This is a genomic window from Desulfosporosinus nitroreducens, assembly GCF_023897015.1.
GTDB lineage: Bacteria > Bacillota > Desulfitobacteriia > Desulfitobacteriales > Desulfitobacteriaceae > Desulfosporosinus > Desulfosporosinus nitroreducens.
On record NZ_JAMHFY010000023.1, the window covers coordinates 1 to 15,730 of the forward strand.

The window sequence follows — 15,730 nt, forward strand, 5'->3', positions numbered from 1 at the left end:
CGAACCTCGGACTTCGAACTCGCGCCTCGAACCTCGGACTTCGAACTCGCACCTCGAACCTCGGACTTCGAACTCGCGCCTCGAACCTCGACTAAAGGAAGGAACGTCATATGAAACTCAAAGACACCGCTGCGCTGAATGCCCTAAAAACCAAGAGCCTGACTCTTCTTGAAAATCGGCGTATTGCTACCCCACTAACGACTATGGATGCCCAAGGCAAACCTCGGCATATTATGGTTTGCGGAGGAACCGGTTGCCACGCTTCAGATAGTCCTGAAATAGCAAAATTACTAAAAGAAGAACTTGACCGCCGCGGATTATCTGATCAAGTTGAAGTGCTCCAAACAGGTTGTTTTGGGTTTTGCGAAAAAGGGCCAATTCTTGAAATCCACCCCGATAATACCCTCTATGTAGAAGTTTCCAGCACCGATGTAGCAGATATTGTTGAGGAACACTTCGTTCAAGGGAAGCAGCTTGAACGTCTTCTCTATATTGACCCCAACACAGAACAGCGTTTTGCTTCCGACCTCCCCTTCTATCATAATCAACTTCGTATTGCCCTCCGCAACTGCAGCTATATTGCCCCTGAAAACATTCGCGAATATATCGCTGCCGATGGCTATCAAGCCTTAGCCAAAGTCCTTTTTAAGATGACCCCTGATTCAGTTATTGAAGAGATAAAAAAAAGCGGCCTCCGCGGGAGAGGCGGCGGCGGATTTCCCACCGGTGTAAAGTGGGAACTAACACGTCAAGGCGATGCGAAACAACGCTATATTATTTGTAATGCTGACGAGGGGGATCCCGGGGCTTTTATGGACCGCTCGATCCTCGAAGGCGACCCTCACAGCGTTTTAGAGGCGATGCTCATAGCCGGCTCAGCGATCGGTTCAACTCATGGATTTATCTATATCCGTGCGGAATATCCACTAGCTATTCACCGTTTAGAAATCGCAATCACCCAGGCTAGAGAGTATGGATTGCTTGGAGAAAGAATCCTAGGCAGCGATTTTTGCTTTGATGTTGAAATTAAATATGGAGCAGGAGCCTTTGTGTGCGGAGAAGAAACTGCCCTTATTCATTCCATCGAAGGTGCTCGCGGTGAGCCTTCGGTTAAACCTCCTTTCCCTGCTCAGGAGGGACTGTGGGGCAAGCCCACCTGTGTCAACAATGTGGAAACCTTTGCAAATATCACCTCCATTATTTTAAGAGGAGCGGACTGGTTTTCAAATATCGGAACGAAAAAAAGCAAGGGGACTAAGGTTTTCGCCCTAGCTGGAAAAGTTAACAATGTTGGGCTAGTAGAAGTCCCTATGGGAACGACCCTGCGTCAAATTATTTTTGAAATTGGCGGGGGGATCAAACATCATAAAACCTTTAAAGCAGCACAAACTGGCGGACCCTCTGGCGGATGTATTCCCACCAAATATTTGGACACCCCCATTGACTACGAATCGTTGATCTCCATCGGTTCTATGATGGGCTCTGGGGGATTGATTGTTATGGATGACAGCGATTGTATGGTCAATATCGCGAAATTCTTCCTCGAATTCACAGTGGACGAGTCTTGCGGCCGGTGCACCGCCTGCCGGGTCGGCACAAAACGTCTTCATGAAACCCTGACAAAAATTACGGAGGGCAAGGGAACTTTAGACGATTTAGACAGTTTGGAAAAACTGAGCAAGATTATTAAGGATACCTCACTTTGCGGACTTGGCCAAAGTGCGCCCAATCCTATTCTCTCAACCTTGGAGTATTTCAGGGACGAATATCTGGCCCATATAGTCGATAAATCTTGTCCGGCTGGAGTTTGCAAGAGTTTACTGAAGTATAAGATTACTGACAAATGCAAAGGGTGTACTCTTTGCACTAAACATTGTCCAGCCAACTGCATTTCCGGCTCCGTCAAGGAACCGCACGTTATCGACGAAGAACGTTGCCTCAAATGCGGGGCGTGTATGGAAAAATGCCGATTTGGTGCCATCGTTCGTCATTAAGTTACCCCTGTACCCTACTTATTAGAATGCGTGGGTATAAGTGCAACTAGGCGGCCGTTTCGCAAGCTGAGAGAAGGCTTATACGTACGAAGACAGTGTCTTCGTGTGTGTGTGTGAGCGCCAGCCAAGTTTGCTTTAAAGGAGGACTCCGTTATGGATATTCAACTAACAATCAACGACATATCCCTTACCGTTCCGGAAGGAATGTCCATTTTAGACGCTGCTCGAACTATAAACATCGATATTCCAACCTTATGCTACCTCAACCTGCATGAGATGAGAATGAATAATCACATTGCTTCCTGTCGTGTCTGCGTGGTCGAAGTAGAGGGTCGACGCAATTTAGCCCCAGCCTGTTCTACTCCTGTATTTAATGGCATGGTCGTTAAAACAGATACCTTGCGTGCTGTCCAAGGCAGACGGACCATGGTGGAACTCCTGCTTTCCGATCATCCTAAATCATGTTTAACTTGTGCTAAAAACCTAGATTGTGACCTCCAATCCCTAGCGGCAGATCTAGGTGTGCGAAATATTACCTATGAAGGGGAAGAATCCGAGTTTCCAATCGATAAATCCAGTTTAGCTATTATTCGTGACCCAAATAAATGCATACGCTGTCGCCGCTGTGAAACGATGTGCAACGACGTTCAAACGGTAGGCGTATATTCTGCGGTGGGACGGGGTTTTGAAACAGTGGTTAAAACTGCCTTCGACTTACCTCAACACGACACCTCTTGCACGTTCTGCGGACAATGTGTAGCGGTATGCCCTACTGGGGCCTTGATGGAACTTGATCAAGTAGATAAAGTGTGGAAAGCCCTTAATGATCCGACTCGTTACGTTATTGTAGAAACGGCACCTGCTGTACGGGTCGCTCTCGGAGAAGGATTCGGACTGGAACCGGGAACGATTGTGACTGGTAAAATGGTTGCCGCTCTCCGGAGGCTTGGTTTTGACCGTGTCTTTGATACTGAGTTCGGGGCTGACGTAACGATTATGGAAGAAGCTACTGAGCTGATTCACCGTATAGAACACGGCGGGCGTCTACCGATTCTGACTAGTTGTTGCCCTGCTTGGGTCAAATTCTTTGAGCATCAATTCCCAGATTTATTGGACATTCCCTCAACGTGCAAATCCCCTCATGAAATGTTAGGAGTCTTGTCTAAAAGCTATTATGCTGAGACTTATGGGATTGATCCTCAAAAAATTACCGTTGTCTCAATTATGCCTTGCATTGCCAAAAAATACGAAGCAGCCCGCCCAGAGCTGGGGCAAGATCCGGTCACCCCGGATGTGGACATCGTCATTACGACCCGAGAACTTTCGCGCATGATTAGGGAAGCTGGGATTCATTTTGATCACCTTAAAGAAGAAGAATTTGATCACCCCTTAGGGGAATCTACTGGTGCAGCTGTCGTTTTCGGAGCTACCGGTGGCGTCATTGAAGCGACCTTGCGAACTGCCTATGAGTGGCTGACCGGAAAACCCTTGGAAAACGTAGAATTCGAGTCTCTTCGGGGAATGGATGGAATTAAGGAAGCAGTCATTCCGATTGGTCAGCGTGACTTTCGAATTGCGGTCACACATGGTCTGGGAAATGCCCGAACCATTCTGGAAAAAATTCAATCAGGTGAAAGTAATTATGATGCCATTGAAATAATGGCCTGCCCCGGTGGATGTATTGGGGGCGGAGGACAGCCTTATCACCATGGAAATATAGAAATACTGCAAGCCCGTGCTAATGCCATCTATGAAGAAGACCGCTCCAAGCCTTTGCGCAAATCTCATGAAAACCCCGCGGTCCTCAAGCTTTACAAGGATTTCATCGGCGAACCCTACGGAGAAAAAGCCCATCAATTACTCCACACCAGTTTTACAAAGCGCCGAAAAATATAGTCGACAACCGAGCGATCACAAAACAAGAAGACAGCTTCACTCCTCTTTGGCACAGGGGACGCTTCATTTGTCTTTTATGACTCGGTGAACTGTCCCTCGTGCCCTCCCGCCCATCTGCGAAGGAGATACAGCGAAACGGGGACGGCTCTTCTGTCTATAAAACAGGCAGAAGAGCTGTCCCCGCATCTTACCTTTTAAGATCTAGCTTCCTTCCCTACTATTTCTTAATGTTAAAGGTTATGATAAACTCTGTAGAGTAAAATTTTAAAGAAGTGGTGGGAATATGCAACACGAATTCTCTAGGACAGAGCTTCTCATTGGTAATACTGGTTTGGAAAAGCTTCGTCAAAGCAGTGTTATGATATTTGGAATTGGAGGGGTAGGCTCTTTCACTGTGGAAGCCTTAGCCCGCGCCGGTATTGGCAATCTGATCCTAGTCGACTTTGACGATATATGCCTTACGAATATTAACCGACAATTACACGCTCTCCGCTCCACCGTGGGCGAAGCGAAAGTCGAGGTCATGAAACGCCGAATTCAAGAGATCAATCCGACAGCCCAGGTGGAAACAATCAAAGAGTTCTATTCGGCGGCAGATGCGGAGCGCTTTCTTGATCGAAAGCCAGACTATGTTGTTGATGCCATTGATACTGTTTCCTGTAAAGTCAGTTTGGCTAAAGAATGCTTACTGCGCAAAATCCCCTTTATCTCCAGTATGGGAGCAGGAAATCGCCTTACTGCCGAAAATTACAAAGTTACTGACCTTTCTAAAACTAGCGGAGATCCACTAGCTAAGGCCATGCGCAAATTGCTGCGCAAAGAAGGAATCACTAAAGGAATTAAGGTAGTATTTAGCCCCGACCTGCCGCTTACTCCAATCCCCTCCGACAATGACTGTCGAACAAATTGTATCTGCCCAAGCGGGGATGCCCACTGCACTGAAAAACGCCAAATCCCTGGGAGCATTTCCTTTGTTCCACCTGTTGTTGGTCTGCTTATTGCCGGAGAAGTTATTCGGGATTTACTTAATTACGAGATAAATGCGTGAAAATTTAGATCTTTTTAGAAAGCACTGAAGTCTTAGGACGCTTGTCTTGACTCACCATAGTCTTGAATACGAGAAAAAATACTCCGATATCAATAAGGATATCGCCAACACTAAACATTTGTTTTTTTAATCCTAGGATATCTAGATAGAAACGATCTGCTAAGAAACTCAGGTGAGTCATCGATGTCATCAAACCATGAGTACCTTGTCCCTCTAGCAATGCTTTGCGGCTCTCCTCTGGAAGGAACAATGGATCGACCGGCATTACTCCTCCGTTTACACCAATTACAATAGTGTTAAGCAAAATCCCCAGAGTAATCCAACTCATACCTGGGCATGCTCTGTTACGCCATGTGAAAAATAGCAATAAAAAATAGGACCCTGTACCAAGCGACTGAACCAGCCAACTTGAGTCTAGCCCAACTTCTCTAACAGCGGCCCAGTAGAGACCACTTTGTATTATAAGCGCAACTGGGACCAGCCAAGATTCCCTCAAAACGAGCTGGCCTAAGCGGTTAATTTTCCCTCCCCATAACACACTTATTATTAATGCCAGAATTAAAGCTTCTATGAGCATACTTCACCTCTTGAGTAGAAATTAAGCAATTTGCACGTGTTCCACATTAACCCTTTGGGCTACCTCGTCCGTAACCACATTGCAGAAAACTTCTACAATTTTTGGATCTAATTGTGATCCTGCAACCCTTTTTAACTCAGCAATAGCTTCATCATGAGTCCGCCCTTTGCGGTAACTGCGATCCGAGGTAATCGCATCATAGGTATCGGCAACAGCAATGATCCGTGATTCCAGTGGAATCTCTTCCCCTTGGATCCCATCTGGGTATCCTTTTCCATCAAACCGCTCGTGATGATGGCGAACTACTTGTCCAATATCAAATAAGAATTTAATACCTTTGATTATCGTTTGACCAATCACGGGATGACTGCGAATAGCCTCCCACTCCACCTCTAGAAGTTCCCCTTCTTTATTTAGGATTACTTCGCTGACTCCAATCTTACCGACATCGTGTAAGGCTGCAGCATATTTAAGAAATTCAATTTTTTCTTCACTCATTTTAATTTCTTCTGCAACAGCGACTGCCAGCTTGCCTACCCTTGCTGAATGCCCACTGGTGTATGTATCCTTAGCCTCTAGAGCTTGGACTAAGGCTTCGACTGTATCGAGATAGTTTTCCCGCATATCGATATAGAGTTGAAAGGCATGACGCGAGATTAAAAATGGGATAAATAGCAAGAGGATTCCCTGAGCACCCCAATCTTTATAGATCAATGCTAATAAAAAACCAAGGGGAACAAGTGCCATAAAATTTGGTACAGCCCATCGGAAATTGACAATCCATATTGACCAAGGCGATTTATTAGAAGCCAGCCCCAATACTATAGCGACGATTGTCATATTCATTACCATATAAATTGTTGCCGCTATTATATAAAATATTATCGATCTTATTTCAAATTGAAAGAAAGGAATTTCCGAATAACTTATTGCAACATGTGCTACGGATAAGGATATTACATATTGTGATGCGTTAAATACACGTTTATAAAGAGGTTGCTCTAAGCCAGCCTTACCAAAGATAAGCAAGCCAGACAAAGCCATTGCTGATAACGTTACTCCTAAGGGAAATAGAATTAGAGAAGAAAGAAAAATGGAATAACTAACCGTCACGTATCCCCCTTTTGGTAGGGCAACGGGCAAGGATTCAGAGCCGATCGCAAGAATACAGAAAATCAAGAAATTGACTAATTGTATTTTAGTCCAATCCGTATTAATCATATTCCACAGCAATATTATGGTGGCAGAGGTAACAATTATTGTAAAAAATAGCTTGAGTTTAACCGATATATTTTCCATTAGCCACCTCATTATATATTTGGCCGACTTACTCCACAACCAAAATCAAGGTTGCGCACCTAGAAAGAAGGTGAGTTATCCCTGTAACTCTAGAGTCTAGGTTATAGGAACTACCACTTAAAGGTTGCGCCACCGGCGAGTACGAGAGTAACGAGAACAGAGATTGCTTTTAATAATTTGCTCATTGCGGTAAACCTCCTTGATTTTTTTATCAAAGGGACAGTTTTACCGCTTCGCTCTTTTTCCGTTCCGCTGTTTTTTTCGCTTCGCTATAGGGAAATAAAACAGGTGTACTCCCAGATATCTAAATTGTTAAGTGGTCGGCCAAATCTAGCAAAATTAATTGGAGCTGAGAAATTACAGTTTGCGATTAACTGCGTCAAGGGTTGCCTTAACCACAGCTTCACGATCATCATTTTTGACAATGGCACATCCGGTAAGAGATTGTTCACCCGTAGAGGCAATTAAAGTTATAGAAACTAAAGCAATATGCTGCTTCGCTAGCTGAATGATTCCAACATCTTCTGTAACAAATAAAAGCCCTGAATTGAGAGGTTCAAGTGCTTTAAGTGTAGCCTCAACAAACAGACGCAGTTTATTATGAGATGAGGACGGCCCCTCGGCAAGCCCTTCGAGCAGTGTATCTCCTTTTAACATTTCTACTTTAACTTCTGCCATTCCATTAACGGTTCTAAGTGTCACTCCAACTAATTTAGGCCGATTTGACACCTCGATCGCAGAGTTCCCTTTTTCGTTCTCTTCCAGTTGGGCCACACTAATTTTTTTATGATCAATTTGCAGGTCGAATTGGGCTGCTAAAATCGACTCGACATCCCTTACGATCTGCTTAGGTACACGTCCTGATCCAGCAAGGATATGAACTTCTTCTATTTCTCCCAGCTGATTAATATTAATTCGAGCAGCTACTACCGATTTAACCTGTTTTATGGCCTGCTCCCAATCTTTAATCGGATAAGGCATTTCTGACATGAAAACACTCCTTAGTATCTCTGATTCCTTTTTTATAGTGCAATGTGTATTTTCGACGTCTACTTGCATTTTCCTTTATTCCCGCCTGGTAAAAGTTCTAAAAAATCCTAACATTTCACAATATAGTAATTTTGCGAACTATTTTTCTCTTTGACAGTTCTTTCTTCCCATATTTCACCTTAATTCTTCATTTTGAAAAGTATTAAGGTCCCCTTTACTGATGGTTCAGTAAAAGGGACCTTAAAGGACTTCTCAAGTTTTTTATGCCATGAACATTTTAACATCATCTTCAACAGTGGAGATGCCTGCAATACCGAAGTTTTCAACTAAAACTTTGACCACATTCGGAGACAAGAAACCCGGAAGGGTTGGTCCTAAGTGAATGTTCTTTACACCTAAGTGGAGCAGGGCCAGTAACACGATGACTGCCTTTTGCTCGTACCAGGCAATGTTATAGGAGATAGGAAGTTGGTTAATATCATCGAGCCCGAAGACTTCTTTGAGTTTTAAAGCGATTACGGCTAAGGAATAGGAATCATTACATTGTCCTGCATCGAGCACTCTTGGAATACCGCCGATGTCCCCAAGGTTCAGTTTATTGTATTTATATTTAGCACATCCTGCCGTTAGGATCACAGTGTCCTGAGGCAGAGCTTTCGCAAAATCGGTGTAATAGTCACGACTCTTCATGCGGCCGTCACAGCCTGCCATAACGAAGAAACGCTTAATCGCTCCTGATTTGACGGCATCTACGACTTTATCAGCCAGTGCCATAACTTGATTGTGGGCAAATCCTCCAACGATTTCGCCAGTTTCAATTTCCGTTGGGGCTGGACAGCTCTTGGCATGGGCAATCAAGGCGGAGAAATCTTTGGCCTTTCCGTCTGCGCGGTCAGAGATATGCTTAACCCCTTCAAATCCGACTACCCCAGTTGTGTAGATGCGATCTTTGTAGGATTCTTTCGGAGGAACGAGGCAGTTGGTGGTTAAGAAAACCGGGCCGTTAAAGGAGTCAAATTCTTTGTCTTGTTTATACCAAGCATTGCCGTAGTTGCCGACAAAATTGTCATACTTCTTGAAGGCCGGGTAGTAATGGGCTGGGAGCATTTCTCCATGAGTATAGACATCTACGCCTGTTCCTTGGGTTTGAATGAGCAATTCCTCCAGGTCTTTCAGGTCATGGCCGCTGATCAGAATAGCCGGATTGTTTCTGACTCCAATGTTAACTTTGGTGAGTTCTGGGTTTCCGTAAGTTGTAGTGTTGGCTTGATCTAAAAGGGCCATAACGTTCACACCGTATTTCCCTGCTTCCAGGACAAGCGCCACCAGATCACCAGCTGCCAGTGTATCATCGAGGGTTGTTGCCAAGGCTTTTTCGACGAAGGCAAAAATACCGCTTTCTTGATACTCAAGGGTATAGGCATGCTCTGCATAAGCGGCTATCCCTTTTAGTCCGTAAGTGAGTAACTCTCTGAGAGAACGGACATCCTCGTTTTCCGTGGCTAAAATGCCGACGGCAACCGCTTTAGCTTCAAATTGATCTGCAGGTACTGTCCAAGTGGCTGCATCATGCAAGACTGCTGGAATAGTGCCGCCAGCTTTGAGAATGTCTTGTTTGAGTCCTTCACGCAGGATTAGACCCTCTTGGATTCGTTCGACAAAACGGCTTCTGTCAAAATTGGCATTTGTAATCGTGCTAAAGAGGCTTTCCATGATGAATTTATCAATATCCGGTCGAGCAATACTTAGTTCACGTGCTTGAACCGCATAAGTGGCAATTCCTTTTAATGTGTAGATTAGAAGATCCTGCAAATTAGAGACATTTTCCGTTTTCCCGCAAACCCCTTTAATCGTGCAACCGGTTCCTTTAGCTGTTTCCTGACATTGGTAACAAAACAATAGATAACAACTCCTTCATTTATATTTGGCGTCCTTGTGTTTTCCTTGCGCCTTGGTTTCTTTATCCGATGAGCTAATACTATCACTATAAACGGCACCTTTATGTGATTTGGGTCACGGTTTCATCGTGATAAATTGACAAAGCAAGGCGACTTTCGCCGCCTTGCTTTTAGTAACCTGTAACCTTTAAGGTCATAGATGTAAATACTTTTCATACAACTATCATTCTATTTATACTTTATTTGTCATCATCAAATTCCTCTTCATACTTATGCCCTCTGTGCTGATTAAATTTATTGGCAATGAAAAAAATTGCTACAAATAGTACCAAAAATGTGGCTACGCCAGCTACTGCGTTTGGCCAGACATACAATGCTGACTCCGACATCGAATCAAAAATGGACACTGCTGATATAACCACTATGATTGTAATTATTATAATCAGATTCTTTACAGCTTGTTTCTTCCTGCGCTCACCGTAAATACTTATCTTCATCGTATGCATTCTTATAAACTGATACAGCGGGAAAAATATCATAATTACATATTCTGTAATACATTCCTGCAACTCCATTTTGAATATCATAGTCTTTACTAAAAATGATGCGACAACACCTAAAAATACTATAACGGCCATTTCACTTCTAATTTTATTTTTTGCTTGTTCAATTCTTTCATCTTGCATGATTCTATACCTCCCAAAAAATATCGTCTAATGTTTTACCTAATGTCTTGCATATAGCTATACACAACTGTAATGATGGATTAAATTTCCCGGCTTCGATCATTCCTATGGTCTGTCTCGTTACACCAACTGCTTCTGCTAATTGCTCTTGAGACATATCCAAAATAGCTCTTGCTGACTTCAATCTAAGATTCTTCAAATGCAGCCCCCCTTACATTGCATATTATACAATATAATTATCGTTATGTAAACTATATATTGCATATTGTTAAGGGTCGTTAATTAAAAAGGTTAAAAAGGCACTCTCTTTATTCTTTACTCTATAGGCAACTATTCTCAACAGCCAAACGAGAGCAATGCACCCTGACAATTGGATAATAACCAAGACTCCTGTGGAAACCACGCTGGCATTTAAGGCCATACCATTTTATAATGTAAAATGATATAGCCTTAAATGCTAACTAGTTATTAAACTGGAGGAAAAGTATATATTAGATAATTACAAAGAGCCCCAAATAGCCAAAAGTGTCTATCTCGCTGATGGCTGTAAAATAAGAGGTGACGTCCACATCGATGAACAATCTAGTGTGTGGTTTAACTCAGTTATTAGAGGCGACCTCGCTAAAATTAAGATTGGAAAATGTTCTAATATTCAGGATTTAGTCGTTATTCACGTGAACCTAAATCAATCCGTGACAATCGCAGACTATGTTACGATTGGACATTCTGCTATCCTTCATGGTTGCACGATTGGTAAAGGGTCTCAGATCGGAATGGGGGCTATTATTCTTGATGGTGCCGTTATCAATAAGGAAACGTCTGTTGCCGCTGGGGCCCTTGTTCCAGAAACAAAACTTATCCCCCCCGAGTTATGCCGATGGGAGTACCCGCGCGAGTAGTAAGAGAGCTTACAGAAAAAGAAATATCAGCCATGCGTGAAACTGCAGAACGATACATTGGCAAAGCCCAAGAGGCTATGGATGCTTTGATTCCCTAGTGAGTGCTAGTTTTTAATCACAAGCTGAAAAAATACAGCCTTCACCGCGTAAGTGAAGGCTGTATCCATCTTATACTAGTCAGAACTGCATAGGACTTTGCACTACATTGAAGGCTTATTCGGCCTTTTAAAGCGCCCAAACAGACGGGTAAAAGAGCGTGGAAATGGACTTTCACTGTTACCCTCTTGTTCAGCTGAATATATCCCATCAATTTCATTGATATCCTCAATGATTTGTTCCATATTTATTTTTCGAAAGGGTGTTCTTACTTTATATTGAATAGTAGTCTTATTGTTTTCTTCATTTAATAAAGTCATTAAAATATTTTGTGGCACTATGCTGTGAGCCTCAAAAAGCCGATTTATTTCTTTTACTTTACAAGTTCCGTTGATAGCAACTACTTTTAAGGTCTGACTGTTTCTGAAAAAATACGTTTCTACTGAGCGTTCTAATGTAATAAAAACTAACAGAGTAACAAAGAAAGCCGAGAAATAGAATCCTGCGCCTGCCGCCAACCCGATTGCTGCAACTACCCATAGTGAAGCAGCGGTTGTTAATCCTTTAACGGACGTTCTATCTCTTAGAATAGTACCTGCTCCCAAAAATCCTATACCTGAAACGACTTGAGCAGCCAATCGAGCGGGGTCTTTATTGACTGAAACAAAATCATTGAAACCATACATTGATAAAATCATGATTAAAGCAGACCCTAAGGATACTAAGATGTGGGTTCTAAATCCAGCAGGACTATCATTTTTCTCTCTTTCAAATCCTACTACTCCGCCAAAAACACACGCCAGAAAGAGTCTCAAAGCAATCTCATATTCGGTGATATACATTCTTCTATCTTCACCTCTTTCTCAGGACAAACAGTAAACTTATACATTAAACAATTATATTTTAAGTTTAATATACTATACGATAAATCCAATTATAATTCCTTTTATTTCATCCACGGCATAATACAGTTTCTTGATAGAGCCTGATAAAAACCATGGAGTAAAGCGAACCGATATAATGCGTTCTTGTTAAGAAACGGCCACAATAAAACAGCCCTGTTGGGCTGTTTAAAATATTTCCAAACCGACAGGGCAATGATCCGAGCCTAAGATATCATTATAGATAACCGCGTCTTTCAACTGATCTTTGAACTCTGCAGAAACACAAAAGTAATCGATTCGCCAGCCTGCATTGTTAGTTCTGGCATTAAACATATACGACCACCACGTATAGGCTCCTTCTTTATCAGGATAAAAAAACCTAAATGTATCCACAAAGCCATTCTTAATAACTTCACTAAATTTGTTTCGTTCTTCGGTAGAAAAACCAGCATTCTTTCTATTAGTACTGGGATTTTTAAGGTCTATCTCCATATGAGCGACGTTTAAATCCCCACAAAATATGACCGGCTTTAGTATTTCCAGGTCTTTAACAAAGTTTAAAAAGTCTTCTTCCCACCTCATTCTATATTCCAGTCTGGCCAACCCTCTTTGAGAATTCGGTGTATATACTGTCACTACATAAAACTTTTCGAATTCCAGGGTGATTACCCTGCCTTCTTTATCATGCTCCTCTATACCTATTCCGTAGACAATATTGACTGGTTCAATCTTGGAGAAAATTGCCGTTCCTGAGTAGCCTTTTTTTTGAGCAAAATTCCAATACTGATAATACCCGTCAAGTTTAAACGGAATCTGCTCCTCCTGCACCTTTGTTTCCTGAATGCAAAATATATCGGCATTTTCTCTAGCAAAAAAATCTAAAAAACCATTTTTTACACAAGCCCGAATTCCATTGACGTTCCACGATACTAATTTCATATATAAAATACCCCTTACTAGTTTAAATAGTTGAATTAATTCTGTGCAATATCCAATTATAGCACACCAATTAAGCAATGGGCTTCTAAACTATTATCCTGCATTGTCTTTCATATTCTTTACCAGCCCTATCTGAGCTGCATAAGCAATCACTTGAGCCCTATTCTCTAGATGAAGCAGTTCAATAATTCTTCCCATATGATACTTTAACGTCCGTTCTGTAAGCCCCAAAGCTTCTCCGGCTTCCTTATAAGTAATTCCCCTGGCGACCATTTCCAGAATTTCTAATTGCCGCTCGGTCAGTTGCAGCTTCCCTCTCTTCTTCTCCTCTGATTCATTCCTAAAAAGTTTCTGCTCATGTACGCTGCTGGGTCTAAATTCTTTTAAAAACCGGTCGGCAAGGCCCGCTGATAAAGGAACCTCACCCTTTTCAAGATCAGACAACATCTCGACAAGCTCTTTGGCATTAGTGCTTTTTAATAGATAGCCTGATGCCCCATATTTAACAGCCTCAAAAAGATCGTCCTCCTCCTCCGATGTAGTGAGCATGACGATCTTAATACCCGGCATTTCAGCCTTAATCAACTTCAAGGCATCCATTCCACTGCACTCAGGCATCATTATATCCATTAAGATGATATCTGGCTTTAATAGCCGGGCCTGTACAAGCGCTTCTTTACCATCCTTTGCCACACCTGCAACCTTAATACCGTAGGTTTCAAGCAGGTATTGCATCAAGACAGAATTTTTCTTCATCCATCGTTTCCGCAAGGTGGGTATGCAACATAACCCCTCTCCCTAATGGAGCGGGCTATTTACAAGTTTTCAAGAGACTGACTATCTTTAAGCCAAGCTCGGCCTCAAGTCGGTCTTTATGATTTGAAAAATCTATTCCGCTAATTTCTCTAATCTTCTCAAGCCTATAGAGAATTGTCTTGTAATGAATAAAGAGTTCCTTTGCTGTATGAGTTGCATTACTATTGTTTTTTAAGAATACTTCAAAGGTATTTAATAGGTTGGTTTTATTTTCTCTATCATAAAGAATCAGATTATTAATAGATTTAGGTACAAATTCTGTTAGGTCATTGTTCACGCCTAGCTGACACAACATGCGCATTATCCCAAGTTCCGAAAAACTTATAAAAGCTTCATTCATTATTCGCCCAATGTTAATCGCATTTTTTGCTTCTCGGTAACTGTCTGCAATATCCTTAATATTAACTGCTATACTGCCTACACCTGTTGAGATATGCATCTTCGGGTATTTCTTTGCAAATAATGCTGAGATTTTAAGAAAGGCCTTTTTTATATCAGCAACGACTGGTGCTTCTCTTTTGCCTTGGGTTGGCCACAAAACATAAAGTGAATCACTGCTAATCCTCATGAAATGTTTCGTGTATTCATTGATAACATTGGCAACAGTCGAACCGACCTCAGTAATGAAATTTGTCCTCTGTTTTTTGCCTGTTAAGTAGTCATTAATATCTAGAAATTCCATTAAAACAATACAGTATGGACCTTTAAGATCCCACCCTATAATTGATGCTCGTTCCAAGGCAGTTTCTATCAAGATATTCCCGCTAATAAGAGAATCCAGTAAGTCATTCTTAAATCTTCTCTCTACTTCACTAATAGCGAACCTTTTTACAAGCTCCAGAGAGATCACTGTAGAGGCGTTTTCTAAGATAATATACTCTATATCTGTAAGCCTTTTGTTTATTTCCACAACGACAAGGTAAGCGTTAATCTGATTTAACTGTTGAATGGGTATTACTACTTGAGTAGCTGTAATATTATTTAAATCCGGAAAAACTACTTCCTGTCTGTAATAATAGAATTTCTCATTCAAATTTTCTCTTTGAGTACTATCCTGTACTTCACCGAATGTGGTTACACTATGATCCGTGGCAGCCACGGCTTTATATTCTTTATCATAGATGATAACAGGGTTGCCAATAAGCTCTTCGAGAACCCTGGATATACCTTCTAATCCTTCTCCTGCGATGACTAATTCTGTGAAATGATCTTGCACTTGCTTGTAGTACTGAAGCTTAGATACTTCTTTATTAAACAATTCCGCCATTACCGGATACATTACATCAACAAATTTAACCTCTCTGCCCAGTTCAATGATGGGAAGACCAAATTCATCTCCGGCTTGAATAATTTCCTGAGGTATTTCCTCGACCACTCTTCCGGTTTTAATAATTAAGGCACTGACTTCTCTTTGGGCCATCTTCCTGATGTAGTCCCTAAAAGACATGATTTCATTCCGTACATTGTAAAGACTAGTCAGTAGAATTTCTCCTCCCGAAAGCCAGTCCACGATATCAGGGACTTCGATAATCGTAATACCTTTGACGATATTATTGGCACGATGCTTTCCCGCCAATAACTTGGCCTCCCGTAATGGCCCTATCTCCATAATATCCCTTACTGTTATTTCCATACTGTATTGTCCTCCTGAAGTGATATCTAAAATTTCCTCACTTTGGCATATCCAAATACACTAAACTTTTTATAT

Annotated in this window: 13 protein-coding genes and 1 pseudogene; 4 read left to right on the forward strand and 10 right to left on the reverse strand. The window is 42.0% G+C overall.

Annotation, left to right across the window (positions count from 1 at the left end; translation table 11 throughout):
• Positions 1-110 precede the first annotated feature (110 nt).
• From M8E35_RS19985 to M8E35_RS19995, 3 genes are all read left to right on the forward strand, one after another.
• Positions 111-1,994, forward strand: coding sequence for an NADH-quinone oxidoreductase subunit NuoF (locus M8E35_RS19985; protein WP_289710941.1), 1,884 nt, complete (start codon positions 111-113; stop codon positions 1,992-1,994).
• A gap of 153 nt (positions 1,995-2,147) precedes the next feature.
• The gene (locus tag M8E35_RS19990; RefSeq protein WP_252471644.1) at positions 2,148-3,890 is read left to right on the forward strand and encodes an NADH-dependent [FeFe] hydrogenase, group A6; all 1,743 of its coding nucleotides are present in this window, start codon (positions 2,148-2,150) and stop codon (positions 3,888-3,890) included.
• A 283-nt stretch (positions 3,891-4,173) separates the two neighbouring features.
• A complete protein-coding gene (locus tag M8E35_RS19995) occupies positions 4,174-4,938 on the forward strand; it encodes a tRNA threonylcarbamoyladenosine dehydratase (protein WP_252471646.1) in 765 nt (254 codons plus the stop codon).
• 4 nt (positions 4,939-4,942) lie between these two features.
• Here the strand turns inward: M8E35_RS19995 and M8E35_RS20000 are convergent, their stop codons facing one another.
• The 6 genes from M8E35_RS20000 to M8E35_RS20025 all read right to left on the reverse strand — a co-directional run bounded on the left by M8E35_RS20000 (position 4,943) and on the right by M8E35_RS20025 (position 10,587).
• Positions 4,943-5,515 carry a DUF5317 domain-containing protein gene (locus tag M8E35_RS20000; protein ID WP_252471648.1) on the reverse strand — a complete coding sequence of 191 codons (573 nt, stop codon included), beginning with the start codon at positions 5,513-5,515 and terminating at the stop codon, positions 4,943-4,945.
• Positions 5,516-5,536: 21 nt separating this feature from the next.
• Positions 5,537-6,814: an HD-GYP domain-containing protein gene (locus M8E35_RS20005; RefSeq protein WP_252471650.1), complete on the reverse strand. Its 1,278-nt coding sequence runs from the start codon at positions 6,812-6,814 to the stop codon at positions 5,537-5,539.
• 357 nt (positions 6,815-7,171) lie between these two features.
• The gene (locus tag M8E35_RS20010) at positions 7,172-7,804 is read right to left on the reverse strand and encodes a hypothetical protein (protein ID WP_252471652.1); all 633 of its coding nucleotides are present in this window, start codon (positions 7,802-7,804) and stop codon (positions 7,172-7,174) included.
• 261 nt (positions 7,805-8,065) lie between these two features.
• Positions 8,066-9,703: a hydroxylamine reductase gene (gene hcp / locus M8E35_RS20015; RefSeq protein ID WP_252471654.1), complete on the reverse strand. Its 1,638-nt coding sequence runs from the start codon at positions 9,701-9,703 to the stop codon at positions 8,066-8,068.
• A 238-nt stretch (positions 9,704-9,941) separates the two neighbouring features.
• Positions 9,942-10,388: a DUF6773 family protein gene (locus M8E35_RS20020; RefSeq protein ID WP_252471656.1), complete on the reverse strand. Its 447-nt coding sequence runs from the start codon at positions 10,386-10,388 to the stop codon at positions 9,942-9,944.
• A gap of 4 nt (positions 10,389-10,392) precedes the next feature.
• Positions 10,393-10,587, reverse strand: coding sequence for a helix-turn-helix transcriptional regulator (locus M8E35_RS20025; protein ID WP_073027772.1), 195 nt, complete (start codon positions 10,585-10,587; stop codon positions 10,393-10,395).
• A 289-nt stretch (positions 10,588-10,876) separates the two neighbouring features.
• Between M8E35_RS20025 and M8E35_RS20030 the strand changes: the two are divergent.
• Positions 10,877-11,385: pseudogene (locus tag M8E35_RS20030) on the forward strand (gamma carbonic anhydrase family protein).
• Positions 11,386-11,487: 102 nt separating this feature from the next.
• Here the strand turns inward: M8E35_RS20030 and M8E35_RS20035 are convergent.
• The 4 genes from M8E35_RS20035 to M8E35_RS20050 form a co-directional block, all read right to left on the reverse strand.
• Entirely contained in the window at positions 11,488-12,225 is a 738-nt protein-coding gene (locus M8E35_RS20035) for an MgtC/SapB family protein (protein ID WP_252471658.1), read from the reverse strand.
• Positions 12,226-12,453: 228 nt separating this feature from the next.
• A complete protein-coding gene (locus M8E35_RS20040) occupies positions 12,454-13,206 on the reverse strand; it encodes an exodeoxyribonuclease III (protein WP_252471660.1) in 753 nt (250 codons plus the stop codon).
• A gap of 93 nt (positions 13,207-13,299) precedes the next feature.
• A complete protein-coding gene (locus M8E35_RS20045; protein ID WP_252471661.1) occupies positions 13,300-13,962 on the reverse strand; it encodes a response regulator transcription factor in 663 nt (220 codons plus the stop codon).
• Between the two features lie 55 nt (positions 13,963-14,017).
• Positions 14,018-15,655, reverse strand: coding sequence for a PucR family transcriptional regulator (locus tag M8E35_RS20050; RefSeq protein ID WP_252471663.1), 1,638 nt, complete (start codon positions 15,653-15,655; stop codon positions 14,018-14,020).
• Positions 15,656-15,730: the final 75 nt, after the last annotated feature.

Excerpts from the sequence above, each read along its gene's own strand:
- M8E35_RS19985 (WP_289710941.1), top strand. The coding sequence starts at position 111 with ATGAAACTCAAAGACACCGCTGCGCTGAATGCCCTAAAAACCAAGAGC.
- M8E35_RS19990 (WP_252471644.1), top strand. The coding sequence starts at position 2,148 with ATGGATATTCAACTAACAATCAACGACATATCCCTTACCGTTCCGGAA.
- M8E35_RS19995 (WP_252471646.1), top strand. The coding sequence starts at position 4,174 with ATGCAACACGAATTCTCTAGGACAGAGCTTCTCATTGGTAATACTGGT.
- M8E35_RS20000 (WP_252471648.1), bottom strand. The coding sequence starts at position 5,515 with ATGCTCATAGAAGCTTTAATTCTGGCATTAATAATAAGTGTGTTATGG.
- M8E35_RS20005 (WP_252471650.1), bottom strand. The coding sequence starts at position 6,814 with ATGGAAAATATATCGGTTAAACTCAAGCTATTTTTTACAATAATTGTT.
- M8E35_RS20010 (WP_252471652.1), bottom strand. The coding sequence starts at position 7,804 with ATGTCAGAAATGCCTTATCCGATTAAAGATTGGGAGCAGGCCATAAAA.
- M8E35_RS20020 (WP_252471656.1), bottom strand. The coding sequence starts at position 10,388 with ATGCAAGATGAAAGAATTGAACAAGCAAAAAATAAAATTAGAAGTGAA.
- M8E35_RS20035 (WP_252471658.1), bottom strand. The coding sequence starts at position 12,225 with ATGTATATCACCGAATATGAGATTGCTTTGAGACTCTTTCTGGCGTGT.
- M8E35_RS20040 (WP_252471660.1), bottom strand. The coding sequence starts at position 13,206 with ATGAAATTAGTATCGTGGAACGTCAATGGAATTCGGGCTTGTGTAAAA.
- M8E35_RS20045 (WP_252471661.1), bottom strand. The coding sequence starts at position 13,962 with ATGAAGAAAAATTCTGTCTTGATGCAATACCTGCTTGAAACCTACGGT.
- M8E35_RS20050 (WP_252471663.1), bottom strand. The coding sequence starts at position 15,655 with ATGGAAATAACAGTAAGGGATATTATGGAGATAGGGCCATTACGGGAG.